Genomic DNA, 26015 nt, shown 5'->3' with positions numbered 1-26015 from the left:
TGGCAAAACCCCACGCCCAATAGATTCCTCAGCCATAGCGATAACTCAGGTAACTGGGCAGCACTAGAATTGGCCAGGCCAGAAACAGAGAAACCAGAGAAACAAACACCGTATCCCCTGCCCCACGCAGACCAAATGAAAGAACAATATTCAGTGCGTCAAAACAGGCATAGATGCACACGAATACTAACAGCCAACGGACTGTTGTCATAATTGTCAACCAGTCGCCATTATCCTGATCCGGCTTGAAGAAGCTGGTGAGTGTATAGGGCAGAAAAAGGTAAAACATTGCCAGGGTGCCATTGTATACCACTGCAACTGCCATCCCTCGAGTGAACATGCGTTGTGCCAGATCGGGTCGATCTTCACCCAAATGCCTGCCGACAAACACAGCTACGGCCTGTCCCACACCAATCATGGGAATAAATGCAAAGTTATTGATTGTGATGGCCAACGTGGTGGCTGCAAATTGAATGGCACCGAACCAGCCGGCAATAATGATGAAGGCATTGAATGCAGACACATCCAGCATCCACTGCACACCACTGGGGCCTCCAAAACGCAAAAATCGCCACGCAAGCACTTTATCCCAGCAGAGCCAGCGGGCTGTCTGGTGCTCTCTGCGGTATTTTTTCCGGAGCATCCAACACACACCAAACAATGCAGAAACCCAGGTTGCTGCCACGGTGGCATAACCTGCACCAAGAATGCCAAAAGATGGAATACCAAACCTACCAAGAATCAGCAGGTAATCCAGCACCACATTGACTGCGGTGCCGATCGCACTGATCCACACCACCACCAGACCTTCGTTTCGGCCTGAAAAATAGGCGGAAATGGTGGCAGTAAGTAAGCCAGGCAGGGCATACCAGCAGAGACAGTTGAAATATTGGGATTCATACAAGGCAATGTCAGGTGCGTGCCCCAATTTCTGGTAGATGGGCAATGAAAATGGAATCAGAACCAGAATCAGTAGCCCAGCGGCAATACTGAAGTAGATCCCGTGCCACACCGCTATACCCACGCGGTGGGGTCGTTTCGCACCAATATATTGTGAAACAAAGGTGGCAGTATAACTGGCAACGCTGAATAGCAGAATGTACGGTAGCCAGAAATTGATCGCCGCACCCGTGGCAGCAGCAGCCACTTCCGGGCCAATGCGGCTTAAAAAAAGTCGGTCAACCGTAATTTGGATGGTGTTAAAGCTGCTGCTGAGAATTAATGGCCATGCCAGTTGCAGTAACGCTCGAAATCCAGGTGGGGGAGAATCAGTGTAATTAGTCTCATGTTCGCCTGATGATACCTGCATGATTCTCCCAAGGGACTTTACTGGATTGGCAACAACCAGATATTACGATATTGAACTGGGTGGCCATGGTCTTGCAGCATGATCGGACCAGGTTTGCTTGGGTCGCCACCCATCCCAGCCCGTGTATTATTGGATTCAATTTTGACGTTGTCGTGAATTTTCACACCATTATGATGCACCGTCATGCGGGCAGGTTCGACTTTTTTCGTTCCTTCAAACTTTGGTGCGTGAAATTCGATGTCGTAACTCTGCCAGATCGTGGGTGCCTTACAGGCATTAACCAACGGCTTGGCCACTTCATAAATTGCTCCACAGTCATTGGTTTTGCTCTCAAGTCCATAGCTGTCAAGGACTTGCACTTCATATCGCCCTTGGACATAGACTCCACTGTTGCCCCGGCCCTGACCAACGCCCTTGGGTACGTAGGGAACTCGAAATTCCACATGAAGTTTGAATGAACCACCAAAAAGTTCTTTGGTAACGATGTCACCTTTCGCACATTCCATTGCCCCATCGACAATTTTCCAGCTAGCGGCAGTATCTGGTTTCCCTTTCACCCCCCAAGCTTCCAGTGATTTGCCATCAAACAGCACCTTGGCACCAGCCGGTGCGGGGGTACTCTTCACATGTTCTGTGTCTTCCGGCTTTAAAATCTTTAATCCGGTCAGTTCGCCATACTGTGCCAGGGTGGTACCACTAATCACCAGGATTGTGGTCAGAGTGAAAATCATTCTCATCTTTTTCTCACTTTTGAAGAGGTTTCTTTCGCCTGGTTCAGGTAATTGCCACCAGGTCGATGGTGTAGGGAGTCGTGCAAGTCCCAAACTACCAACATTTTGCAACTTTCACACGTCCGCTGCCAAATATTGTACTGGACAGCCCGCAACATGACGATTATACGCAAAATGTTGGGCTTTCTCCCAAGTCCGTTGGAGGTGTTGTCAGGTGAATCAGGACGAAAGTGACTACATTGTCGAAACATCGCATCTGACCAAGATTTACCAGAATCGCCATATTGCCCTGAATGATGCAACCCTGGCGATTGAACCGGGCAGCGTGCTGGGCTTATTAGGTCCTAACGGTGCGGGTAAGACCACGTTTTTGCGCCTGATTCTGGGGCTGCACCGCCCCACAGCAGGGTGGGTGAAAGTTTTTGGCAAAAAAATGAGCTCCAATGCGGCTGTTCTCCGTCGCCGAATTGGCTATATACCCACGAATCCGCAGTTTCCCAAGGGAATGACCCCCATCAGTTACCTGGATTACATGGGAAGGCTGTTTGGTCTCCCGATTCATGAACGCAAACCCCGCCTGGCCGCACTGATCCGTGCCGTTGATCTGCTGCCGTTCGGTGGGGCTGATATTTCTCAGTTTTCGCCAGGTATGGTGGGCAGACTGGCCGTTGCCGCAAGTTTAATCAACGATCCAGCTCTGTTAATCTGGGATGAACCCACCCACGGTCTGGATATTGAAGCACGTCGTTCCATGCTGGAACTCATTAAATCGCTGGCACATGAGAAAACCCTCATACTTTCCAGCCACAATTTGACGGATGTGGACGAAGTATGTAACCACACTGCGGTATTAAGTCAGGGACAATTGATTTTTGTTGGTTCACTGACCGATCTTAAAGGTAGAATCCGCAAAAATCACTACGAATTGGATCTGGAAGGCGACCAGAAAAGTATTTCCAAGGTGGTGCAGCAGATTAAGGCAATTACCGATGTGCGGCAGGTAATTCTGCGTCAGCGTCGGCTGGAAGTGATTTTGAATGAAGAGAACCCGAATACAGGGATTCTTAGCAAAATCTTCCATATTCTCAACGAACAGAAGATCACGCTGGTATGCATGCGAAGCGTCGGTCAGCAAACCGAACAGGCATATCTAGATCTGGTTGAAAAAGAAGAATCTCGCGGCTTCACACGATTGTATCAATCTGCCGAAGCAGCCTGACCTCGCCGTTATTTTAATGAGTTTCCTATGGATATCGCAATCGAACACCCCATCAAATACCGTCGTTGGTTACCCTACTGGGCCGTTTTGGGTACCGATATTCGCCAGACTGCACGCAGTTGGGTCTACCGACTGTGGGTAATCCTCACCGTATTGGTGGCTCTGGGCTTCCTGATGTACCGCTTTGGTATCACCCGCGAAGCGGGGATCGTGCAAACGGCAGCACTCTCTTCCATGGACCTGTTTCGTGGGATTGCATTGGCAAGTCTGGCACTGATTGTGGTACTGACCGTCAGTAGCATCTCATCCGAACGTGGTACGCTGGCCGATTCCGTGTTGAGCCGTGGAATCAGCAGGTATCAGTATTTTCTGGCAAAGTGGCACGCACGTTCGCTGGTGATTATTGTCACCTTTATCCTGGTTTCCAGTATCATGCTGACCGCCTTCCACTTTTTACTGGCGGATGATCTTACATTGAAAGGTTCTGCGGCTGCAATCGTGACAGTCTCCGCACTTCTAATGGGTGTGGTGGCACTAGGGGTTGCCTTTGGTGCACTGACCAACAGCAGTGTGATTGGTATTACCCTTTTGTGGATTCTGCTGTATGGATCGGGCATCCTGATGACGTTAGTGCCCAGCGATATCCCCACGCCAGAAAAAGCACTTTCCCGCCTCCCCTATGTGTTACGTGGGGAATACAACCTGAATTCGCTTGGTGAATGGATATTTGGTGGCGTTGCAGTTGCGGTAATAGCAGCGATCGTGGGTATGATCGGCTTCAGCAGGAAAGATGTGTGAGCAGAACACTTAAGTTCACTATCCCTATTATGTTGGTAGGGTTTATGCTTCTGGCAATTCTGGTCACCTGGAATCGCAACTCACTGACACGTTTGGAAGAACCACTGACCACATGGTGTGCGAAGTTCACCACAGATTCACCAACACTACGATCAATTGTGGTATTTTCTACCAGCCTGGGTGCGGGTGATCGATTACTGGCAATAGGCTTTGCCTTGACAATTGCTTTAATAACAAATCGTTTATGGATTCATGGTTTTGTCTTTGCACTTTTTGAATTGAGTGCGATCAAGTTATCGCCATTTCTCAAAGGGGTATTTGAGCGTCAACGCCCACCGACCACACCACTGCCAATTTCGTTTGATAGTTTTCCCAGTGGACATGCACTTGGGTCTGCGGTAGTTTATGGTTTTATGTTGATCTGGGCTTTTCATCGCTGTAGGAATCTTCGCTGGCGATGGTCGTTACTTATCTTGATCGGCATCTGGATTATCTGGATGTTGATTTGCCGTTTGTTGCTTGGGGTTCACTACCTAAGCGATGTGACTGCGGGCTGTCTGATTGGCCTGACCTGGTCATTTCTCGCCTGGGAAATCGCAGATCATTTGGTACATAGGTACTTCCCGAAGAATCATTCAAGCACCATTAACCATTAACATTTTGGTGGATTGCTAACATGCGTGAAATCCATCGCAATGAACCGCCAACGAACAGAATCGCCAGCAGAATACTGATTGTAGAAGCCACTGCCACCAGTGGAGTGGGGGAAAATCGTAGTTGCGGCCAAACCACGGCAGGCAAGGTTTCCGTTGATGGCGTTGCAATAAACAGTGTCAGGATCGATTCATTCCAGGAAATGGTACCTGCAGCAATTCCAGCAACCAGCAACGTTGGGCGTAGATTTGGGAACGTAATTCGCCACCATACCTGCCAAGTGGATGCCCCTAAGCCGCGTGCGGCTAATTCCAGTTCGACCAGACGTGTTTTCATGTGTGTCTGAATCAGCAAATAGACCACAGGCAGCGCCACCAATGTATGAGCGATGATGATACCCCAGTAAGTACCCCACAGTTCGATGCGGTAAATGAGCATCAATAGACCGAGCCCCAGCACCACCGCAGGGATGCAGTTGGTTAGGAAAATCAGCAAAGGAATGGATTGGAACAGCCTGTTGCGCTGCTTGCTTACAGCGATTGCCAGTGGCGTGGCCAGTACCACCGAAAAGAATGCTGTTGCAATTCCCACAATAAAGCTTCTTTGGATGGCATCCCACCAGCGGGGATCTTGAAACAGCTTCCCATACCACTGGAGCGACCATCGATCCGTGGGGAATGTGAGAAATGAATCAGGCGAAAAAGAGAGCACTACCGTGATCAACAGCGGGATACAAAACAGGCAAATCAGCAACCAGCAAGCTATGGAAAGAATATTTCGTCCAAGTTTCATTTCTTGCCCCAAAGTACTCTGAAGACGAAATGACTTCCCACCAGTATGCCAACTGCGGCTATTGTCTGAATCGTTGCCAGTGTGGCCGCAAGCGGCCAGCGATTGTATTCAAACGCCTGGCGATAGATTTCTACACCCAAGGGATAGTTTTCTGGCTGACCCAGAAATAAAGGGCCAAGAAATGCCCCCATGCCCCACAGAAAACCCAGCTGGCTGGAAATCACCAACACAGGCACCGTTTGTGGGAAGACAATTCGCCAGAAAACTTGCCATGAACTGGCACCTAAACCCAAAGCAGCCACTTCCAGGGTGCGGTCGAATCGCCGAACTTGTGAGAAAACAATGAGAGCAAGCATTGGTGCCACGAAAAGTACTTCCGCCATCAGTGCGGCAATCAACCCGCGTGAAAAATCGCGGTCAATCTCCGAAAATATCCTCACAATTCTGTTCAGAATCTGCGTCTCACTAAGAAATTGCTGAAAACCAAAAACCAGCACCAGTACATTGGCTAGTTTCGGCAGGATCAACATGGAAATTGCCAGTACCTGTCCCCGTGGGGATCGCGTGCGGATAAACAATGCCAACGTTAATCCAATTCCCACCGATACCGTGGCAATCGCTGTTGCAAACAGGATGGTAAAGAGCAGTTGTTCCAGATGAAAAGTTGATAGCACGGCACGGTAGTTCTCTACCGTCCAGGTACCTGGCTGATAGTAACTTCGCCCCGCACCGTGGTGGTAAAGGCTCATCCGAACCAACAACAGCAAAGGACCAGCCAGAAACAACAGCAGAAAGGCAGTTCCGGGGAATAGTTGCCATGTGTGGGAGCGCACATTCATGAAAATGAACTCATTTTTCTGTTGGCAGCACCCAATAACGGTTGGAAGCAAGGTTTACCGAGACTTCTTCACCCAATTGCGGGATGGCCTGTTGCGATCGCACTAATAATTGCAGTTTTTGCCCACATTGGATCGTCAAAAGATGATCCTGCCCACAGAATTGCTTCTGCATCACATTCCCTGTCCAATGCAATCCCCCATGCTGTGGGGAACCAAGTTGCAGCCATTCGGGCCGCACCATCACATTCTTTCCTGGTGGTAACTGCACCATTTCTGAGGGCAGAATATTCGCCAATCCAAGAAATTTAGCCACAAACTCGCTGGAAGGTTGCGAATATACCACTTCGGGTGGGCCAATTTGCAGGATTCGTCCATGATTCATCACACCCACCAGATCGGAAATGGCTAGCGCCTCTTCCTGATCGTGTGTCACCATGACAGTGGCGACTCCCGTTTGAATCTGCAACTGGCGGAGTTCCTGCCGCAGATGAATCCGAAGATTTTTATCGAGATTGGCCATAGGCTCATCAAGCAATAAAACCGCTGGAGAGATTGCTAAGGCCCTGGCCAACGCAACCCGTTGTTGCTGCCCGCCTGAAAGTTTTGCTGGATAGGAGGTGGCCTCTTCTTTGGTCAACCCCACCATTGTCAGCAGGGTTTCCACATGTTGCTGAATCACTTTTCGGTGGGCTCCTGCGACTTCCAGCCCGAAGGCAATATTACGAAAGGCGGTCAGATGCGGGAAAAGTGCATAATTCTGAAAAACCATGCCAATCCGGCGTTTGTCTGCCCCGACGTGGGTGCAATCAATGCCAGAAAGCAAAATCTGTCCCGCTGCAGGCAAGAGATAACCACCAATCAGTTTCAGCAAAGTTGTTTTGCCACAGCCAGAAGGACCGATCAGAGTCAGAAACTGCCCACGGTTAACAGTCAGGCCACAATCATGCACGGTGGGCGTTGACCCGTAACCGAAGGTCACCTGCTTCAGGTGCAATGCCGCTACTTCATGATTTGCGTAAGACGGTGCGTTCCCACTCATTGGCCAGTTCATCCCAGTGTGCGGCATAGTAATCGTATGGGTAATACTGCAACGATTGAAACTGCTCTTCCGTGTGGGGGTAGAGCGACTTCCAGAAGGGATCTGATTCGGCCATTTTGCTTGCCACATTCAGGTTGGCAGTAGCAGAACCATATTTTGCCAGGCCAAGTTGCACATCATCGGAAAACATGATGTTAATGGCCTGTTCCGCCAATTGTCTGTTTCGCGAGCCCACTGGGATCGACCAGAACACCTGCACAAAAGCCCGGTCTTTCTCTGGAACAGTGGCACCTAACTCTGGCTTTTCCTTAAGTGCTGTGTAGTATTCCGGACTATGCATGTTCCCTGCAGTACATTGTCGATTGTTCAGAGCCAGAATCATATCCGTTGTGGTGGGCCACCACAGTTTCACCCGCTCACGATGTTGACGGGCAAAACGAAACACTTCATCCGTTCTGGTGTTGATCCAGTTTGCCGCCTGCCCCGCCTGATTTTCCGTATCAGCCAGCATCGCAGCAAATGTATAGAGAGACAAATAGAATGACTGATAGAGCCCTAGTTGGTTCTCATCAGCTATGGTCAGCAGATCAGCCCACCGCGTGGGGGGTGTTTTCACCATCTTCCGGTGGTATGCCAGCGTCATTACTGAATCTGGATAGGTGAGGCCGTAGCCATTTTCAATCACCCAATTCTTCAGAGTAGCCTTCGCCTGTTTATTGACGTTCGGAATGTTATTGAAATCAAGTGCCGCAAACAACCCTTCCCGCACTGCGGGATAGCCCTGGGTGGCATCGGAAACCATCAAATCGAACGGGGGGTCGCTTTCCGGTGCGGCTTTTAGTTTCGGAATGCCATCCCACCAGCCTGGGTATAACGTGGCTTTGGCACCAGTCTGCCGTTCGAATTCTGGCAAAAAGACTGCACGCAACTGTTGTTCATGCCCACCTGCATAGCAGAAAATCCGTAATTCCTGCGTGGTAGACTGAGAGCTGCTGCATCCAGCCAGCGTGCTGCCAGCCAGGCCAGCAACATTACCCAAAAATGATCTGCGATTCAGCCGAGGCATCAGTGACCCTCCGAAAAGATGCGGAATGTCCGCCAACCATTCAGGATACGCAAAATTGTTGTCAACCAGCACAAGGAACCAAACACCCATGCCAGGGTGGGGAATTCTGCTGGAAAAATGCAGAATAACACGAAGAACAGAATTGTTTCTGTTCCTTCCATCAACCCGACAGAATAAAAGAACGATTTTTTCTGCTGAATGGCTGAGGTGTGCTTTCGCTTTTCTGCAATGATGGCATATGCAAGAAACGACCCACCAGTGCCTACAAAACTGTAGATCAGAAACATGGCGGGCAGCCAGTATTCCGGGTGAGCGATCGCAAATGCAAAAGGCACTGCCGAATAAAATATGGTATCAAGCACAATATCCAGAAAACCACCCAGGTCAGTGGCACCTGTTCTGCGAGCCAGGCTGCCATCTAATCCATCGGCAATGCGATTACACGCAATCAGCACCAGTGCCAGCAGGTAATGGTGGTAAACAATCGCCAGACAACCACCCATGCCTATTACAAAACCGCCAATTGTTACCAGGTTTGCGTTTAGCCCGCAAGTTCCGAGAATCCGTGCGAAACGATCCAGCATTGGGTCGATCCGCTTGCGGATAGGTGCATCAAACATTGATCACCTCAAACAGTGAAAAAAGCGAACCATTATTGCACTTCCAGGATGATATTCTGCACGCCAGATTCGGGAACATTCAATTGCCATGGAGTTTTTTCTGGGTTGGCATAATCGGGTTTTTTGAGGCGGTTTGCCACTTCCGGTGCCAGCACCACTCGATACTTTCCAGGCGGGACACCATCACCAAATGGAAATGTTTTGAATTTAAAGCCACCATCTAACTGAAGCAGGCTGCTTGGTTTATCTTTCTGGTATGTGTTCGCGGCTTCCGGGTGTAAAAAAATACTACCAGCAGTAACGGGCTGATTGTTGAAGACCACTTTGCCAGTGACGGATACTAACTTCGGGGCACTTTCGCCACACCCAAACGTGGTTACAAACAATAGCCCCACAAAAAATGAAAATATCTTCATTTGATTCGCCATTCTGGATGCCTTACTCGAAATTAATCACACCACCATCCGATTGACGAATCATCATACGCACGATTGTATTTGGTGTGCCATACCGCACAGTGCGGACACTGCCATCACCAAAGACAAATTGTGGGCCACCCGCAACACTTGGGGAACCCCAATTGCCACCGCCACAACTGTCACCACCTTCCGACCAGGCTGCACTGGAAGCACGTTCGGGAAACGCATTCAATTGTGAATCGGAGTAAAATTCATCTCCACAACGACCCACGCCGCCATTACCACCCATCACGTACGGTTCATCCCAGTGCCACGAACCTGCTGAGTAGGCTCGCTGGGACATTGCCTTTTCGCCGATAAACAGCGTATTGGATAGCCCATCAATAACACTGCTGACCGTGGAGACTTTGCCCCAGCCAGCATAGGTGGTCCAGAACACCATTTCGTTCGCAGCGTAGTCGGTGCGTGCACTGGCACCAAGCCCACCATCGGAATACATCCAACCCGGATAAACAGGATCGTTCGCTGGCACCGCGTAGGCGATCGGCTGACGACGAAGCGGCATGTAGTATATCTTTACTGGCGTGCGGAATGCTGCCAGACCATCGCGAAAAATCGCATCCTGCTCTACGTATGGCAGCAGTGAAAAAAACGTGGAACCAAGTTGGTAGCGCCCTTGCTTCGAAGCATCACCCCACCGTGGGCGAAAATTACCATATCCCGGTATCACCGTGTGGGCGTCAGGAAGTGCCACTGTAGCCCCGTTCGAGGTGGTAGTATACGGCGACGAATTCCCTGGCGTGACCCCATAGTCGTAACCACCGCTGTTCGGAAAAAACTGGTAAGTGCTTTCGTAGTTGGCCACACCTAAACCCATCTGCTTTAAGTGGTTAGCCGATTGCGACCGTGCTGCAGCTTCGCGTACCTTTTGTACCGCTGGCAACAACAAGCCGATCAGGATTGCGATGATAGCAATCACCACCAGCAGTTCAATCAGTGTAAAGCCACGTCGCTTTTTCATGAGAATATATTCAAACATCGATCCAAAACCCAAACAATAGTCAACAAATGTATAGACGTATCACTGTTCTGATTTGTTTCATCAAAATCCAAAAATTTTCAAAAAAACGATAATCAGTGAGCAAATTCTCATTAGTTGACATATCAACCGGTTTCAATCAGAGAGTTGCTAACAGATTTTTTCGGACACAATTCCCCAATTACAGTAAGCCAATAGAGCACCGTGCAACTGGACTTCTGAAATCTACATATTTCATAAATGATTACTGGATAAGTAGTTATGCCGATTCTTGCAATTGATGTGGGTACATCCAGCGTGAAGTCTGCCATTCTGGATGTGGCAACTGGCGAACCACTTGCAGAACCACAAAAGCATGGTTACCCCATTGATTCCCCCACGCGGGATGCCTTTCAGGTGCCGGCAGATCGGCTGCGCGAAGCAGTGTGGCACTCCGCACAACATGCGGTGGCGAATTTTTCTGATCCAGCAGCGATTGAAGGTATTGGTTTGTCCTGTTTAATGCCCGCACTGGTATTGCTGGATAAAAAAGACCAAGTGCTGCAACCAATCTGGCTGCACCTCGATCGACGGTCGCGTGGGGTTGCTAAACAGGTACTTCAGGATGTGGGGGATGCTTTTTTGCATTCCTGCGGGAATCGCCCACTGCCAGGTGGGATGTCGGTCTTGTGTTACGCACAGATGTTGAAAGAACACCCCGACTTGTATTCCGATACCCGCTGGTATCTGCACGCGAATGGATGGATGGCTTTACTGATGACGGGTGAACGCCGTTTTGATCTGGCAAATGCGTCCTTCACGGGACTGTTTGACACAATGAAAACGAGAAACTGGTCCGCCACCTGGTGCGAATATTTCCATATTGAACCAGACAGATTACCCCCTGTGGTCTGTGGTTCCACAACCGTGGGTGGCTTGCTACCACAGGTTGCAAAAGAATGGGGATTGCCCGCTGGATTGCCAGTGAAAATTGGCACCGCAGACACCTCCAGTGCGATGCTTTCAGCAAAGATGAAAACGGGCGATATGCTGCATTCCGTGGGTACCACGCAGGTGTTGGGAACATTAATTGACAATCCCAAGCCATCTGCAAAACGCCTGACCAGGCTTTTCGGCGTTGGTGATCAATACGTGTATGTCAGCCATAATCCAGTCGGTGGCTCTGCCCTGAATTGGATCTACGAATTGTGCTTTAAAGATTATTCGAAGGATGATTTCTTTGCCAAAGTGATTTTTGAACATCTGGAACGGGCCACGACGATTGCTCTTGACCCACCATACCTGGGTGGGGATCGTCTGGAAATTGATGAAAAATATGCCCACTTTACCAATTTGAATCTGGCCACCAGGCGCGAAGATCTGCTGGCTGCGGTGCTGCAGGGAATTGTCCGTGGTCACCACAATGCATTCGCTGCACTGGAAGTGCCTGAAGAAGAAATTCATCGCATCATTCTGACTGGTGGGGGGTGCGACATTGTCGCCCGCATGATCCCGGAGTACCATCATCGGCAACTTGAAACAATCGACGAAGGTGCCATGCGTGGCGTGGCTCGGCTTTTCGATTACCCATAATTAGTCCGATCAGACTAATGAACCTAATTTCATACTTTGATTTGTTCATTTTTGGTAACAATTTCACCAACTGCTGAACCAGGTGATTCAAATTTTGGAAAAAAGTTCAAAATAATTTTTCTCGCCGTAAATTTCTAAAGAATAAGAAGTTGCGACGTTCAATTTTCTAAAAGTGAAGTTATTTTCAGAACAAAATTTTCATTTTGAAACAGGTCATGGATATATATTATACATCTGAAAATGATTTCAGATTGAGATTGGCGTGCGAACGATTGCATTACATCTGGACAGTTTTGTCAAAATGCTGCACCGCGACACCTGATCAAAGCGATCTTTGACAATTTGATTTTCTGTGGGGAACTCCATCACCTTTTGATGATATTAATCATTCAAAGGGAACCAGCCCCGGTGGAGTTCCCGCCCACGGATGACATGGAACCGCAACGGAGAAAACGATTTTCTGTCCGGGTGGTTGAGTACGAAGAGAATGTTATCTTCGTTCAGTGTTTCGTAAATGTGCAGGCCGATCATCACATCGCCCAGTTGCACACCCGACTTTTTGGCTAATCCATTCGGATCGATTTCCGTAACCAGCATCCCACCTTTCAATTCCTGGTGAATATGGGTAACGGTGTCTTTGGAAACGGGTGTCAGTTTGATCCCCAGTTTCGAATAGATTTCGTTATTGGTGGTTCGTGCAACTGTTGTTGCAGGCACTGCCCTTGCCAGTGATTTCATTGCAAACTCTGCTTTCACAGGTTGTGCATCACGTTCTGCGACGACAGTAAGTTTGCTCTCTGCGGGCATATCAACGCACGCCCGCTCGAGATCGAGTGCACAGCGAACATCGATCCCAGCTGCCTGTGTCAGGCGATCACCCACTTTCAAACCGGAAGCAGCAGCGGGACTATTGACGTCAATTGATTTGACGATGCAATACCGTTTGACTGGATGTGCGGCAGCGTCCACTTTGTCTTCCAGCACCAGCCCATGCGACCTGCCCTGATGACGGGAAACATGCATCATGTCTGCAGCAATAGTCAGAACACGGTCAATTGGCAGTGCGAAGGCAATGTTTTGGGCATTTGCACGAATTGCCACATTAACGCCAATCAGTTCACCGTAGACATTGAGCAGTGGGCCACCTGAATTGCCGGGATTAATCCCCGCACTGGTTTGAATAAGTGACTTGTAAGAAATTTCTTCATTCAGGCTGACATCGCGTTTCAGCGAACTGATAATACCAGTGGTTACGGTGTGTTCGTAGCCATATGCGTTGCCAATCGCAATGACTGGTTCGGCTAGCATGAGATCAGAGTTTGTCCCCAGTGGTGTGGTGGGCAGCTTTTTCAACGGATTGACTTTCAGGATTGCCAGATCTTCCGCAGGGTTGCGGGCAATGACTTTGGCAAACATGGAAGTGCCATCCTGCAGGTTGACACGGAGCAGTTCTACATCTTCAATCACGTGGTGGTTTGTCAGAATATATCCACGCGGATCAATAATAATACCGGTGCCCATCCCTTTGACACGCTGGGCTACTGTTTCAATTTCTCGGGGTTGGTGCAGTTTTAACGATTTTCCGATCGTTTTTTCACTGTGAATGTTGACGATGCTTTCTTGTACTTTTTTCACAATTTCCACCACACGTGTGTGGCGGGCATCTTGTTGCAATGTAAGCTGAGACGGAAATTCCTGTCCTTTTACACTTAGCGCACTGGCTAACGCACCAAGTAATGCAAAACAACCAATCAGAATTTCCCGATTCCACAACTGATACCGCATGGTGACCCCTATTGGTGCATTCCAACAGTTAATTGCGGATGTCCATTTTCCAGGTTCGCTAGATTCCGCAAACTCTTCATTCGGTCAATGCTTCGCCACTTCATCTCATTTCGCTAACTTTCCGTGGGGCAGTTTTGAAATTCAGTAAAGTTTCCGCAGATCACGTCGATGGCATGGTTGGTAACGGATTTTCCATCCGAACCGATTGCCACTTGGAAATCGATTATCCACCAATTGTTGGATGGGGCTCTGTCGAAAAGATAGTTTCGTTTGATTTTTGCCCACTGGATAAATTGAGCAATGCGAACTGAATTTTTGCACACAAATTGGTAACACAATGTCTGTCAACTATCGAGCAACACCCGGTCTATTCCAGATCATCTGGTTCCGTGGGGCGGTATTTACGCAGCAGTTTCCGAAAGGTGGTGCGGGCCATGCCTAATTTCCTGCTGGCAATGCCACGGTGCATATTCGTCGAGTTTAGTACTTCTTCGATCAGTACTGGTTCAAAATAATCCAGCATCTCCTGATGTAGTTGCTGATCTTCCAGATTCGGATCCAGGTGATGTCGCACCCATGTGCGGAATAAGTCCAGCAACGTTTCCTGATCGGAATTTTCCTGCATTACCGATTGTATCGGTGGGGGGAAATGTTCCGGTAATAATGCCCGCCCACGTGCCATAATTACCGCATGCTCGACCGCATTTCGTAATTCACGTACATTGCCTGGCCAATGTCGCGATTTCAGATAATCGATGGTTGCCACTGGTACATCGCGGTTTGCCTGCAACTTCTGCAGATGAAAATCAACCAGAATTGGGATATCTTCCTGCCGATCACGCAAAGCAGGCAGATGTACCTCAAATACATTCAAACGATAATACAAATCATCGCGAAATTCACCTTCCCGCACACGATCTATCAGGTTGGCATTGGTGGCAGCCAGGATTCGCACCTGTATTTTCTGTGCAGCGCTGCCGCCAACTGGCGTCAATTCCTGATGCTCCAGTACACGTAACAGTTTTGCCTGGATGTTCAGTGGAATATCGGCGAGTTCATCCAGAAATACTGTCCCACCATCGGCAATTGCTAACAACCCCTGTTTGCTGGCGTGGGCACCGGTAAAGGCCCCTTTGGTATGTCCAAACAGTTCGCTTTCTGCCAGATTGGGGTTCAGTGCTGCCACGTGAACTGGGAATAGTGGCCTGCTTGAACGTTGCGATAAGCGATGGATGGCACGTGCAACGAGCTCTTTACCAGTACCACTTTCGCCCGTGATCAATACGCTGGCATCGGACGGAGCAACCAGTGCAATCCGTTTGAATACGGCCTGCATGGCAGGACTGTTGCCTACCATCTCTTCGTGGATATCGCTATCGTTTCCGCGTTGAAAAGTCTGGCGGGTACTGCTGGATAATGCGCGGGCTACAGTATCTTCCATTTGTTGCAGATCAAATGGTTTTGCCAGATAATCAAATGCCCCACCTTCCACGGCTTTGACAGCCGTCGAAAGTGTGCCGTGGGCAGTAATCACAATAATCGGTGAATGCGGAGAAATTTTCTTGAAGTGGTGGAGAGCTTCCAGCCCATCCATGCCGGGTAATCGCACATCCAGTACCACGCAATCGGGTGGTTCTTTGCGGGCGATATCTAGACCTAATTCGGCAGATGGTGCAACGGAAACCTGAAAGCCTTTTCGCTCAAACGCTTTTTTCAGAGACCAGGTTATTGCCTCTTCATCATCAACTATGATCAAATGTTTGCTCAAGTCCGATCACCTTTCATCCTGCTTCACTTCACTGGCTGGCACAGTTCTAGCCAAAGTGCCTTGTAAAACCGCAGGAGTTGTTCACCTGCTGCCACATCCGGCGGGGTATAGCCCAGTTCAATTAAAGTATAACGATTGTACCCAAGCTGAGTTAACAGCGAAAAGAGTTCTCGATACGGATAAACTTTCTGATGATCTTTCCACAAATCGTTAATATGAACTGATTTTATCCATTTACTCAACAGATCGAACGACTGTTTGATCGAGCCGTTCTTCACTTCAGCCGGATTGGGATTGGAGTTCCATGTGACACCCACTGCAGGATGATTACACGTTTCCATAATGACTTTCATATTTTCCGGATCCTGGGTATCCTTCCCATGAACTTCCACCCAGATTTCGACACCCGCATCGCTGGCGGCTTTCCCACAGTCGATGAGTGATTTGCCAATCTGTTCCAGTGTTTTCTCTTTGGGAACACCTTTCACCAGTGCATTGGGACGAACTTTGACGCCTTTGCCACCCAAGTCGGCAACGAGTTGCACGAATTTCTTGCAATCTTCGATGTTCTTCTGCACCACGGTGGGATCATTTGCGTGAAACTCACAGGTCGAGCCAGAACCCCAGAACACAATCCCACTATCCTGAAATTGCTTGCGGATTGCGGTACGTTCATTCGCAGTCAGTTTCGGCTCCACACCATGGGCATGTGTGGTACGGCATTCCACGGCAGCAATGCCTGTCTTTTTGCATACTTCCAGAATGGTTTTCAGGTTCCATTTGGCGGCGATGTTATATGTTACCAGACCAAGCTGAAATGCCGACCGAGCACTTGTTGAACTTTCCTTTTCTTGCGCCTGGAGAGCAGCCGAACTAGTTGCACCAGCCAATAAACCGCCCGCAATTGCACCAGCAAGCAGATTTCGACGATCAAAATTCGTATGATCCATTGAATATTCCTCTGAGACACGTTGGAGAATGGTTGACTATGCCAGCAAAGGCTGAATAACTTTCCCTGCCACATCGGTCAGGCGGAAATCTCTTCCCTGGAAGCGGTAGGTCAACTTTTCGTGGTTGATACCAAACAAATGCAGAATGGTGGCATGCAGGTCGTTCACATGCATTTTGTTTTCCACTACATTCCAGCCAAAGTCATCTGTTTTGCCATACGTCAGGCCACCTTTCACCCCACCGCCGGCCATCCAGACAGTAAATGCAAACGGGTGGTGGTCTCGACCGGAAATATTCTTGGACCCGCCACGATTTTCACCCAGTGGCGTGCGACCAAATTCGGCCAGCCAAAGCACCAGCGTTTCATCCAGCAACCCACGCGCTTTCAGGTCTTTCAGCAGTGCTGCGATCGGCTGATCCGCCATCTGGCAATTATGCCGCAGTTCATTGTCCAGGTTACTGTGATGGTCCCAGGAAGCGTGCACAATATTCACAAAGCGTACGCCACGTTCCACCATCCGACGTGCCAACAGACAATTCATGGCAAAACTGCGATACTGACCTTTGCCACCACCTCGGGATGCTTTGATATCCGGTTCTTTCCGATCCAGACCATACGCATCAATTGTCTTTTTCGATTCATTGGAAAGATCGAGTAATTCCGGTGCGGATTGCTGCATCCGGAAGGCAAGCTCATAGGCGGCAATTCTACTTTGAATTTCTGGATCAGCCTGTTGTTGAAAACGCATCTGGTTCAAATCGTTCAGTGCATCAATTGAAAGTTTCTGCAGATCACCCGTCAGTCCTGGCGGGTTGGCCAAATTCAACACCGGATCACCTTGATTGCGAAACAGGACACCTGCATAACTGGATGGCAGAAACCCACTGCCCCAGTTCGATGTCCCGCCCGATGTGCCCCGCCCTGCGGTCAACACCACATAGCCGGGCAGGTTCTGACATTCACTGCCCAAACCATAGTTCAGCCACGAGCCCATGCTGGGGCGGCCAAACTGCCCGCTGCCCGTGTTCATCATCAACTGGCCAGGATGGTGGTTGAACTGGTCGGTATGGAGCGAACGAATCATTGTGATATCGTCCGCACATGTGGCAATATTGGGTAGCAGATCGGAGAAGACCATCCCACTTTGTCCGTGGGGAGTAAATTTGCGTGGGCTACCATACAGCACTGCCGTTGCTTTTTGAATAAAAGCAAAACGCACGTTTTTGGTCATTTCTTCAGGCAGCGGTTTGCCATGAAGACGATTCAGTTCTGGTTTGGGATCAAACAGGTCAATCTGGCTGGGTGCCCCCCCCATAAAAATGCAGATGCAGTTTTTGGCCTTCGGTGCAAAATGTGGTTTGCCCAGTGTGCCACCTACAAACGGCTCTTTGCTATAGCCATCCTGCTGCAACATGTGGGCCAACGCCAGAGAACCAATCCCACTGGCACCGGTGGTGAGAAAGTGTCTGCGAAGCATTTCTGAAGAAAAATTCATTTCTTGCCTGTGGGTGTTCAACCAGAATTTCACTGATTCTACCAGCAAACCTGCTTCAATTGCAACAAAAACAGGTGGCTTCTGCAGATTATCGATTTCATAAAACAACAAAAACCTGAATGGAAAAATGCTGATATGACCAATTCCACTAATGAATCGCAATCTGCACCGCATGACCCTGATTGGATCCAGGCACTGGGGGATCATATCGAACACCATATTGGCCCGGTGGCGAATGTGATTCAGGAAATGGTGTCGGATGTTGTGCGAATTGATCTGTTTCTGATTGAACCAGATGAATCTCGCGATTATTTTACACTGGTTACGTGCGGCATGAGTTCCAGACCGATGGATGTGCCGATTACTGATCCGGACGATCTGGTATTGGCCCCGCGCAGGCGATATGCTGAATTGGTGCTGGCACTGCCGCCAACGTGGCCAATTTACAGCGATCTTCTTCGTGAAGAAGATTATTTCTGGCCGATTCGCTGGTTAAAACGGATTGCCAGATTGCCGCACCTCTATTCTGACTGGGTTGCAACTGGGGTAACCATCCCTAATGGAAATCCCCCACAACCTGTGGCACCCAGCACGGAATTGTGCAGTTTTTTGCTGCACGAACCGATGCTGTTTCCGGAAGAATTCCGCACCCTCCAGCGGGAAGAGCAAATTATTAATTTTTACTCATTAGTGCCACTTTACGAGGATGAACTAAACTTCAAAATTGCAAACAAAACAGATAAACTGACGCAACTCTTTACACAGCATCAGGTTACAGAACTTGTCCAGCCAAATCGCCCCCACCTGCCTGTGGGAACCGCACCATGAACACCTCAAAACCAGAACGAATTGAATCGATTGACATCTACCGCGGCCTGGTGATGTTTTTGATGATGGCCGAGGTATTGCGAATTGCCAAAGTGGCCAGTCAGTTTCCGGGCAGCAGTTTATGGACCTGGTTGGGGTGGCACACTAGCCATGTCGCCTGGCGTGGTTGTTCCGTCCACGATATGATCCAGCCATCCTTCACCTTTCTGGTGGGTGTTGCCTTACCGTTTTCCCTGGCAGCACGCCTGGGCAGAGGGCAATCTTTTTTTCGGATGGCGGGACACGCACTGTGGCGATCGTTACTGCTGATCGGCCTGGGCATTATCCTGCGTTCCATCGGCAAAAAATATACGTATTTCACATTTGAAGACACATTAACCCAGATTGGTCTGGGATACTTCTTTGTATTTCTACTGGCCTGGCTGCGTCCTGCATGGCAAATGGCCGTGCTTGGCGTGGTACTGGTTGCTTACTTTGCCGCATTTGCATTGTTCCCACTGCCAAATGCCGATTTCAGCTATGCTGCGGTTGGCGTGCCAGCTGATTGGCCGCACCATGCCAACGGGTTTGCAGCCCACTGGAACAAGAACAGTAATCTGGCGTGGGCTTTTGATAAATGGTTCCTCAATCTGTTTGGCAGAGAATCACCTTTCGAATTTAACCGTGGTGGCTATGCGACGCTCAGCTTTATCCCCACGTTAGGGACGATGATTCTGGGACTGCTGGCTGGTAACTGGTTGAAAGAGTCCACCAATCGTTCGGAAACTTGCCTGAAACTGTTTGCGACTGGAACGATTGCCATATTGCTGGCAGTGGGACTGGATCAGTTTGGAATTTGCCCGAATGTAAAACGTATCTGGACCCCTTCCTGGGTCTTGTTCAGTGGGGGGATCTGTTTCATTGTGTTGTGTATCCTCTCACTATTGTTTGATCGCACAGGCGTTGCCTTTGTGACTTACCCAATTATAGTGATAGGTGCCAATTCCATTGTGGCTTATGTGATGGCAGAAACCCTGCCTGGTTTTCTGAGAGAAACGATTGCGACGCACCTGGGATTGATCCATGATCGGTGGGGCTATCGCCCACTGGATCTGTTTGGCAAAGAGTACCAGCTGATCGTTGAAGGTGGGCTGATCCTTTTATGTTTCTGGTTCGTTTTGTGGTGGCTCTACAGAAACAAAACATTCATCAGAATCTGAATCTAATCAAAAACTCTATTACGGCGATTATTTTGGCCAGGGAAATGGGCCGTTTTTATCCAGATATGGCAGATTCGCAGGGTAGGCTTCCAGATATTTCTGGGCCGCACCCGTGTTAAACACCACCACCTTCTCATGCGGGGCAACCCAACCTTCCTCTTTCAATTGCTGTAACACATCCAGGCAGATCGCCGTTTCCGGACAAAGGGAAATCCCTTCCAGACTTCCGGCAGTGCGCATCCAATGCTGGATTGATGCTTCTCTGCCGCACCGTGCAGTGCCATTGCTGGCACGAATCGCATCCAGCATCATGAAGTCGCCAACTGCAACTGGAACCCGCAACCCACTTGCAACGGTGTGGGCGTTGGGAAAAACCGGTGCATGACGTTCCCCAGCTTCAAACGCCCGTACAATGGGTGCACAGCCTTCAGCCTGACAACTGACCAGACGCGGCATCCGGGCATCTTTCAACCAGCCCAACGCCTGTAATTCCTGAAATGCTTTCCACATGCCGATCAGGCCAGTACCCCCACCGGTGGGGTAGAAGATGACGTCCGGCAATTGCCAATCGAACTGTTCTGCCAGTTCCAGCCCCATGGTTTTTTTCCCTTCCAGGCGGTATGGTTCTTTCAGCGTGGAAAGATCGAACCAGCCCATGGAAGATTGAAAATTGCGGACAATTGCCCCACAATCATTGATTAATCCGTTGACGCGATAAGCATGGGCGCCAAACATGTCTACTTCCATCTGATTGACCGTGGGGGTATCTTCAGGCATGAAAATATATACTTCCATTCCGGCACGTGCACCATAAGCAGCCGCGGCACTGCCTGCGTTACCTGCAGTCGGCAATGCAATTCGTTGAATACCAAGCCACCTGGCCATGCTGATGGCCATGGTCATACCGCGTGATTTGAAACTGCCCGTGGGCATGATCGCTTCGTCTTTTACCCACAAATCATTCAGGCCGAAATGCTTTCCCAGACGATTGCAGGCTAACAGTGGGGTCATCCCTTCATCAAAAGTCACTGGGTCTGCATCTGCAGGAAGTGGTAATAATTCACGGTACCGCCATAGGCTTTTTGGGCGGGAAGCAAGCATTTCTTTGGTGAACACCTTGCGAATCGCATTGAGATCGTATCGCACCCAGATGGGGCGATTTTCATGGAGACTGGCAATTTGCCCAAATGGCAATTCTGTGCCATCGATGGCACCTTCCAGATGACTGACGTAATGCTGTTTCATCCCAGACCTACCCACCGTGCGTAATTCATAATTCCCGAGAAGACGTTCTATCGGTTTCCAGGTGAGAAATGGTGGAAAAAGTGCGTTTTGGCGGTTCCCTGATCAATCAACTGTTGTTGTGTAAGTCATCCACCAACAATCTGCGATTACTTGATACATCAACTATTCGCCGAATTTTTATTAAGCAAGAATCTCTTTCACCAGCTTGCCATGCACATCGGTTAATCGAAAATCCCGGCCTGCGTGGTGATAGGTCAAACGCTCATGATCCAGCCCCAGACAATGCAAAATTGTCGCCTGAAGGTCATGCACATGCACTGGGTTTTCGACTGCCTGGATGCCCAATTCATCGGTGGCACCATGGACGATCCCCTGTTTGATCCCGCCACCTGCCATCCACATTGAAAAGGCACTGGGCAGGTGATCTCGTCCCAGGCTCCGACCCAACACGGGATTCATTTCCACCATGGGTGTTCTGCCAAACTCCCCACCCCAGATGACGAGGGTGGAATCCAGCAAACCGTGGGATTTCAAATCGCGAATCAGTGCGGCACACCCACGATCAACCTGACGAGCATGGTTTTTGTGATTCCCCACCACATCGGAGTGGGCATCCCAGCCATCGTGATAAATATTGATAAATCTCACTCCCCGCTGCACCATGCGGCGGGCCAGCAGGCAGGAACGTGCAAACGAGTTCTGGCTAGGCACCACGCCGTACATGTCCAGGACTTTCTGGGATTCTTTAGACAGATCAAATAAGTCTGGCCCTGCTAACTGCAGGCGGGCTGCCGTTTCGTAAGCCTGTATTCTGGTCGCAATTTCTGGCTGACCCACCTGATTCAGTCGTTGCTGATTCAGATTGTTAATCAGATCAATCGAAGAACGCTGCGTCCGGGCATCAATGCCAGGTGGGGAACTGAGATTCAGAATCGGATCACCCTGATTGCGAAATTGGGTACCGGTGAAAACACTTGGCAGAAAGCCGCTGGACCAGTTTGCGGCACCACCGCTGTTACCACCACCTGTGCTCATGACCACGTAGGCAGGTAGTTCCTGTGTTTCGGAACCCAAACCGTAAACCACCCACGAACCAAGACTTGGTCGCCCAGGCTGCGAGAAGCCCGTATTCAGAAAAATTTGAGCGGGTGCATGATTAAACTGATCCGTATGCATCGAACGAATCAGGCAGATCTCATCCATCACGGTGGATAAATGTGGGAATAACGTGCTGGCAATCCGTGTTCCTGCTTTCCCCACCTGTTGAAATGGAAACTGTGGGGGCAACACTGCCGCATCGGCACGGATGAAGGCAAACCGCTGACCTTTTAATAATTCCTGCGGCAGCGATTTTCCAGCCCACTTGATAAGAGCGGGTTTTTCATCGAACAGGTCCAGGTGACTGGGAGCCCCACCCATAAACAAATGGATCACCGCGCGTGCCTTGCCTGGAAAATGCGGTGCTTTGGGACGAAATGGATTGCGCGCCGCCCCACCAGCGGCCTGGGCGTATGAGCCACCCAACAGATTCGCCAGGGCAACTTTTCCCAATCCAATCCCACATGTTTGCAGGAAATGCCGGCGTGCCAGTGATAGTGTGTTGTGTTCAAACATGGTAGTTAATTCCTGGTAATCGCCTCATCTAAATTCAACACTGCTCTGCAAAGGACAATCCAGGCGGCAAACTCTGCTGACTTTGGAAAATTGGGTGTACATAATCGCTCAGTTTCCGAAGGGTGCTGCTGAAAAAACTCGATTTGTTGATCAAAAAACTGTGTCAACAGTTTACGCTCATCTGTACTGGGCAATCTGCTGACCGTACGTAAAAACAGTTCCGTCACCCGCTCGGCATTCGATGGCCTGCTTTGATACACACTCTGTGCCAGCGCTCTGGTCAGTTCCAGCAACATAGCATCGTTCAACTGAGTGAGGGCCTGCAAAGGAGTATTCGTTGATTCCCGCCGGGCAACACAGGCTTCTCCACTTGGAGCATCGAAGGTTTTCAAAAAAGCGAATGGGCTGGTGCGTCGCTTGAATGTATAAATCGAACGGCGAAATCGATCCGATCCGGTGCTGGTTTTCCAGGGATAAGCAGCAAATGTGCCTTCGCGGGTAACACTTTCTGGCTGGGGCGGGAAGACACTCGGCCCACCAATATCGACGGCAAGTTTGTCTGATACCACGAGATACAGGTCGCGAAGCTCTTCCCCCGACAGTCGTCGGGATGGCATTCTACTGTACCACTTGTTGTCGGGATCCTGCTCGAGCAGTTGTGGCGTCACGTTACTTGTCTGCTGGTATGTTGAACTCGTCACGATCAACCGGATCAGCCATTTTACATCCCAGCCACTTTCCATAAACTCGACTGCCAGCCAATCCAGTAATTCCGGATGACTGGGTGGGTTGCTCTGATAACCGAAATCATCCAGCGTCGTCACCAGCCCTTTCCCAAAAATGGCTGCCCACACCCGGTTGACCATGACACGTGCTGTCAAAGGGTGTTCCTTTGCCATCAACCATTTGGCAAAATCAAGCCGATTGGGAATCGGTGCGGTAATCTCTGGCAGAAAAGCAGGTACGCCTGGCTGAACGACATTCCTCGGGCTTAACCATTCCCCACGATGGTGCAGAAAAGTGGGGCGAGTGCGGTCTTTCGGTCTTTCCTGCAACACCAAGGCGGTGGGAAAATCGGGCAAGGCTTTCTGCAGGCGTTGTATAGCAGCCCGCTCTTCAGAAAGCAACGGCGTTACCGAGAGGTAAAAGTCCCGAAGCTCCTGAACCTGACCAGATGTTAATTTTTCCTCATCGATTGCCAGCAGTACTTCTATTTTCGCTGGCAGGCTGCGTGCAACCACCTCACCTGTTGCAGTTGTGGCAGCCAGACGAAACTTGCCCAAATTGGCTGCATAATATTTTTCACACACCAGATGAATCCGCACCGTGCCACTGACAGGCTTTTTGAGCCGGAAAACTGCCTGATGTGATTTCCCTGCCCACCATTAATGGTCCAGGCAGTCAGTGGGTTCTGATCGATCGCCCCACCCACCTGACCACGTGCTGCCTGAAACGAGGCAGTCGCTTCTGCAATTGCAAGATCGGTGCTGTCCTGCTTGATGCTCAATTCACTTAAGACAAAATCGCCAAGGGGGCCTTCATAATACACTCTTCCCGGCCCACCTGCAGGCAGGCGGGGGTCTGCCAGCACTTCCAGTCGAATCCCAGTAGTATTTTTGGGCAGATTCATCTCTACCACCATCTCGTCGCGTTTCGATTGGTCGCCAGACACAAAGACTGCATCGTCCGCTTCTACTTCCAGGTGGGGCAGATTGGAAGATACTTTTGCAGGTCGGATGATTTGCCAGTCAACCGCTCGCATTCGTTCCTCTTTTAGCCACGCGGCGAATTGCCTCTCAAAGTTCTTCTGGCGGTTCTCCTGTGCCGTCAACTTCGGATCTAATTGCGTGCCTATTGGAAAGCGTGACGGCAATTCTTTCAGTTGACGTTGAATTTCGACTTCCAGCAGTTTGCGGCGATCTTGAATTTCTTGTGTCGTTACTGAAATGGTTGGTTCTTCACAATTATTAAAAATTGCAAAAAGACGATAATACTCATCATGTGAAATCGGATCAAACTTGTGGGTATGGCACTGGCAGCAATTCAGAGTTAATCCCAGCCAGACAGTTCCGGTAGTAGCAATACGATCATTCATTGCCAGCCAGCGATATTCCAGTGGATCGATGCCACCTTCTTCGTTCAGCATGGTATTTCGGTGGAAACCAGTAGCAATCAATTGCGATTCGGATGCTCCTGGTAGTAAATCACCTGCAAGCTGTTCAATTGTGAAACGGTCGTATGGCATGTTGTTATTAAATGCCTGGATCACCCAGTTGCGGTACAACCACATTGTCCGTGGACGATCTTTTTCAAAGCCGTTGGTATCAGCATATCGAGCCAGATCCAGCCATACTCTTGCCCAGTGCTCGCCAAATCTCGGTGATGCCAGCAAACGATCAATCAGTCTCTCACTAGCATCCGGATCGGGATCATTTACAAACTGCTCCGTTTCTGCAGGTGTCGGAGGCAGACCAACGATGTCAAGGTATGCTCGACGGATGAAGACGCTCTTATCAGCAAGCTTTCCAGGCGATAACCCCGCCTGTTGCAGCCGGTAAAGGATGAAGTGATCGATCCCATTTTGTGGCCACTGCTGGGCATCCACCATGGGCAGTAGCGGGCGTTTGGGTGGCTGAAATGCCCAATGGTCGACATATTTCCCACCTGCAGCTATCCAATCGGCAAGTAATTGCTTCTGTTTGACGGTTAGTGGTTTGTTCGCAGATTTGGGTGGCATCAATTCACTAGGCTTTTCCGCATTGATTCTCCGTACCAGTTCACTTTGCTGCGGCTTGCCAGAAACAATGGTGGGAACTTCCGAACTGCCACCAAGCTGGGCCCCCTTGGCGGTATGCAGACTCAATTCCCCACTTCGGGTTTTTTCATCCGGCCCATGACACTGAAAACAATGATTGGAAAGTATTGGCCGAATATCGCGTGCAAAATCAATTTCACCAGCGTGGGCAATCACTGGCAGGAAAATTGCGAAAATAGCCAAGGTGCGAGCCATGAATTCCACCCGAATAATTGTG

23 protein-coding genes are annotated in these 26015 nt (G+C 49.6%); 6 read left to right on the top strand and 17 right to left on the bottom strand.

Annotated elements, in window-relative coordinates; all coding sequences use genetic code 11:
- Positions 1-28: 28 nt before the first annotated feature.
- The gene (locus R3B84_04580; protein MEZ6139829.1) at positions 29-1309 is read right to left on the bottom strand and encodes an MATE family efflux transporter; all 1281 of its coding nucleotides are present in this window, start codon (positions 1307-1309) and stop codon (positions 29-31) included.
- Positions 1310-1326: 17 nt separating this feature from the next.
- Positions 1327-2046, bottom strand: a complete 720-nt coding sequence (locus tag R3B84_04575) for a DUF1080 domain-containing protein (protein ID MEZ6139828.1) — start codon at positions 2044-2046, stop codon at positions 1327-1329.
- A 208-nt stretch (positions 2047-2254) separates the two neighbouring features.
- Between R3B84_04575 and R3B84_04570 the strand changes: the two genes are divergently transcribed.
- From R3B84_04570 to R3B84_04560, 3 genes are read left to right on the top strand one after another with little or no spacing between them, the layout of a single operon-like run.
- Entirely contained in the window at positions 2255-3259 is a 1005-nt protein-coding gene (locus R3B84_04570; GenBank protein ID MEZ6139827.1) for an ABC transporter ATP-binding protein, read from the top strand.
- 27 nt (positions 3260-3286) lie between these two features.
- Entirely contained in the window at positions 3287-4057 is a 771-nt protein-coding gene (locus R3B84_04565; GenBank protein MEZ6139826.1) for an ABC transporter permease, read from the top strand.
- Positions 4054-4713: a phosphatase PAP2 family protein gene (locus R3B84_04560; protein MEZ6139825.1), complete on the top strand. Its 660-nt coding sequence runs from the start codon at positions 4054-4056 to the stop codon at positions 4711-4713. The genes R3B84_04565 and R3B84_04560 overlap by 4 nt, the downstream gene beginning before the upstream one ends.
- On the opposite strand, the gene R3B84_04555 is transcribed toward R3B84_04560, so the two are convergent.
- Genes R3B84_04555 through R3B84_04525 form a run of 7 tightly spaced genes read right to left on the bottom strand, consistent with a single transcriptional unit; the run spans position 4703 to position 10507 of the window.
- The gene (locus R3B84_04555; protein MEZ6139824.1) at positions 4703-5503 is read right to left on the bottom strand and encodes an ABC transporter permease; all 801 of its coding nucleotides are present in this window, start codon (positions 5501-5503) and stop codon (positions 4703-4705) included. The two genes, R3B84_04560 and R3B84_04555, sit on opposite strands and share 11 nt — an antisense overlap.
- Positions 5500-6342, bottom strand: a complete 843-nt coding sequence (locus R3B84_04550; protein MEZ6139823.1) for an ABC transporter permease subunit — start codon at positions 6340-6342, stop codon at positions 5500-5502. The genes R3B84_04555 and R3B84_04550 overlap by 4 nt, the downstream gene beginning before the upstream one ends.
- Positions 6343-6352: 10 nt before the next feature.
- Positions 6353-7381 carry an ABC transporter ATP-binding protein gene (locus tag R3B84_04545; GenBank protein ID MEZ6139822.1) on the bottom strand — a complete coding sequence of 343 codons (1029 nt, stop codon included), beginning with the start codon at positions 7379-7381 and terminating at the stop codon, positions 6353-6355.
- Positions 7347-8447 (bottom strand): extracellular solute-binding protein, encoded by a 1101-nt coding sequence (locus R3B84_04540; protein ID MEZ6139821.1) that lies wholly within the window; start codon positions 8445-8447, stop codon positions 7347-7349. The genes R3B84_04545 and R3B84_04540 overlap by 35 nt, the downstream gene beginning before the upstream one ends.
- Positions 8447-9067 (bottom strand): CDP-alcohol phosphatidyltransferase family protein, encoded by a 621-nt coding sequence (locus R3B84_04535; protein ID MEZ6139820.1) that lies wholly within the window; start codon positions 9065-9067, stop codon positions 8447-8449. Before R3B84_04535 ends, R3B84_04540 begins: the two co-directional genes overlap by 1 nt.
- A gap of 32 nt (positions 9068-9099) precedes the next feature.
- Positions 9100-9483 (bottom strand): hypothetical protein, encoded by a 384-nt coding sequence (locus R3B84_04530; GenBank protein MEZ6139819.1) that lies wholly within the window; start codon positions 9481-9483, stop codon positions 9100-9102.
- Between the two features lie 22 nt (positions 9484-9505).
- Positions 9506-10507, bottom strand: coding sequence for a DUF1559 domain-containing protein (locus R3B84_04525; protein MEZ6139818.1), 1002 nt, complete (start codon positions 10505-10507; stop codon positions 9506-9508).
- A gap of 279 nt (positions 10508-10786) precedes the next feature.
- On the opposite strand from R3B84_04525, the gene R3B84_04520 reads away from it, so the two are divergent.
- Positions 10787-12097 (top strand): FGGY-family carbohydrate kinase, encoded by a 1311-nt coding sequence (locus tag R3B84_04520; protein ID MEZ6139817.1) that lies wholly within the window; start codon positions 10787-10789, stop codon positions 12095-12097.
- 381 nt (positions 12098-12478) lie between these two features.
- Here the strand turns inward: R3B84_04520 and R3B84_04515 are convergent, their stop codons facing one another.
- The 4 genes from R3B84_04515 to R3B84_04500 all read right to left on the bottom strand — a co-directional run bounded on the left by R3B84_04515 (position 12479) and on the right by R3B84_04500 (position 18097).
- Entirely contained in the window at positions 12479-13882 is a 1404-nt protein-coding gene (locus R3B84_04515) for a trypsin-like peptidase domain-containing protein (protein ID MEZ6139816.1), read from the bottom strand.
- A 367-nt stretch (positions 13883-14249) separates the two neighbouring features.
- On the bottom strand, positions 14250-15650 hold the full coding sequence (locus tag R3B84_04510; protein MEZ6139815.1) for a sigma-54 dependent transcriptional regulator: 1401 nt from the start codon (positions 15648-15650) through the stop codon (positions 14250-14252).
- A gap of 23 nt (positions 15651-15673) precedes the next feature.
- Positions 15674-16600, bottom strand: coding sequence for a TIM barrel protein (locus tag R3B84_04505; protein MEZ6139814.1), 927 nt, complete (start codon positions 16598-16600; stop codon positions 15674-15676).
- 36 nt (positions 16601-16636) lie between these two features.
- Positions 16637-18097 carry a DUF1501 domain-containing protein gene (locus tag R3B84_04500; protein MEZ6139813.1) on the bottom strand — a complete coding sequence of 487 codons (1461 nt, stop codon included), beginning with the start codon at positions 18095-18097 and terminating at the stop codon, positions 16637-16639.
- Between the two features lie 135 nt (positions 18098-18232).
- Here R3B84_04500 and R3B84_04495 point away from each other — a divergent pair, with 135 nt between their 5' ends.
- Together R3B84_04495 and R3B84_04490 are read left to right on the top strand one after the other, a co-directional pair.
- Complete coding sequence (locus R3B84_04495; protein ID MEZ6139812.1) at positions 18233-18925, top strand: suppressor of fused domain protein; 693 nt, start codon at positions 18233-18235, stop codon at positions 18923-18925.
- The gene (locus tag R3B84_04490) at positions 18922-20124 is read left to right on the top strand and encodes a hypothetical protein (protein ID MEZ6139811.1); all 1203 of its coding nucleotides are present in this window, start codon (positions 18922-18924) and stop codon (positions 20122-20124) included. Before R3B84_04495 ends, R3B84_04490 begins: the two co-directional genes overlap by 4 nt.
- Positions 20125-20151: 27 nt before the next feature.
- Here R3B84_04490 and R3B84_04485 read toward each other — a convergent pair whose 3' ends face one another.
- From R3B84_04485 to R3B84_04470, 4 genes are all read right to left on the bottom strand, one after another.
- Positions 20152-21369: a threonine synthase gene (locus R3B84_04485; GenBank protein ID MEZ6139810.1), complete on the bottom strand. Its 1218-nt coding sequence runs from the start codon at positions 21367-21369 to the stop codon at positions 20152-20154.
- 180 nt (positions 21370-21549) lie between these two features.
- Entirely contained in the window at positions 21550-22983 is a 1434-nt protein-coding gene (locus R3B84_04480; protein MEZ6139809.1) for a DUF1501 domain-containing protein, read from the bottom strand.
- Positions 22984-22988: 5 nt separating this feature from the next.
- Positions 22989-24266, bottom strand: a complete 1278-nt coding sequence (locus R3B84_04475) for a DUF1553 domain-containing protein (GenBank protein ID MEZ6139808.1) — start codon at positions 24264-24266, stop codon at positions 22989-22991.
- The gene (locus R3B84_04470) at positions 24194-25993 is read right to left on the bottom strand and encodes a DUF1549 domain-containing protein (protein ID MEZ6139807.1); all 1800 of its coding nucleotides are present in this window, start codon (positions 25991-25993) and stop codon (positions 24194-24196) included. Before R3B84_04470 ends, R3B84_04475 begins: the two co-directional genes overlap by 73 nt.
- Between the last annotated feature and the right edge of the window lie 22 nt (positions 25994-26015).

Source organism: Zavarzinella sp. (genome assembly GCA_041399155.1).
In the GTDB taxonomy this organism is placed as follows: domain Bacteria; phylum Planctomycetota; class Planctomycetia; order Gemmatales; family Gemmataceae; genus JAWKTI01.
This window is presented reverse-complemented; position numbering and strand designations above follow the sequence as displayed.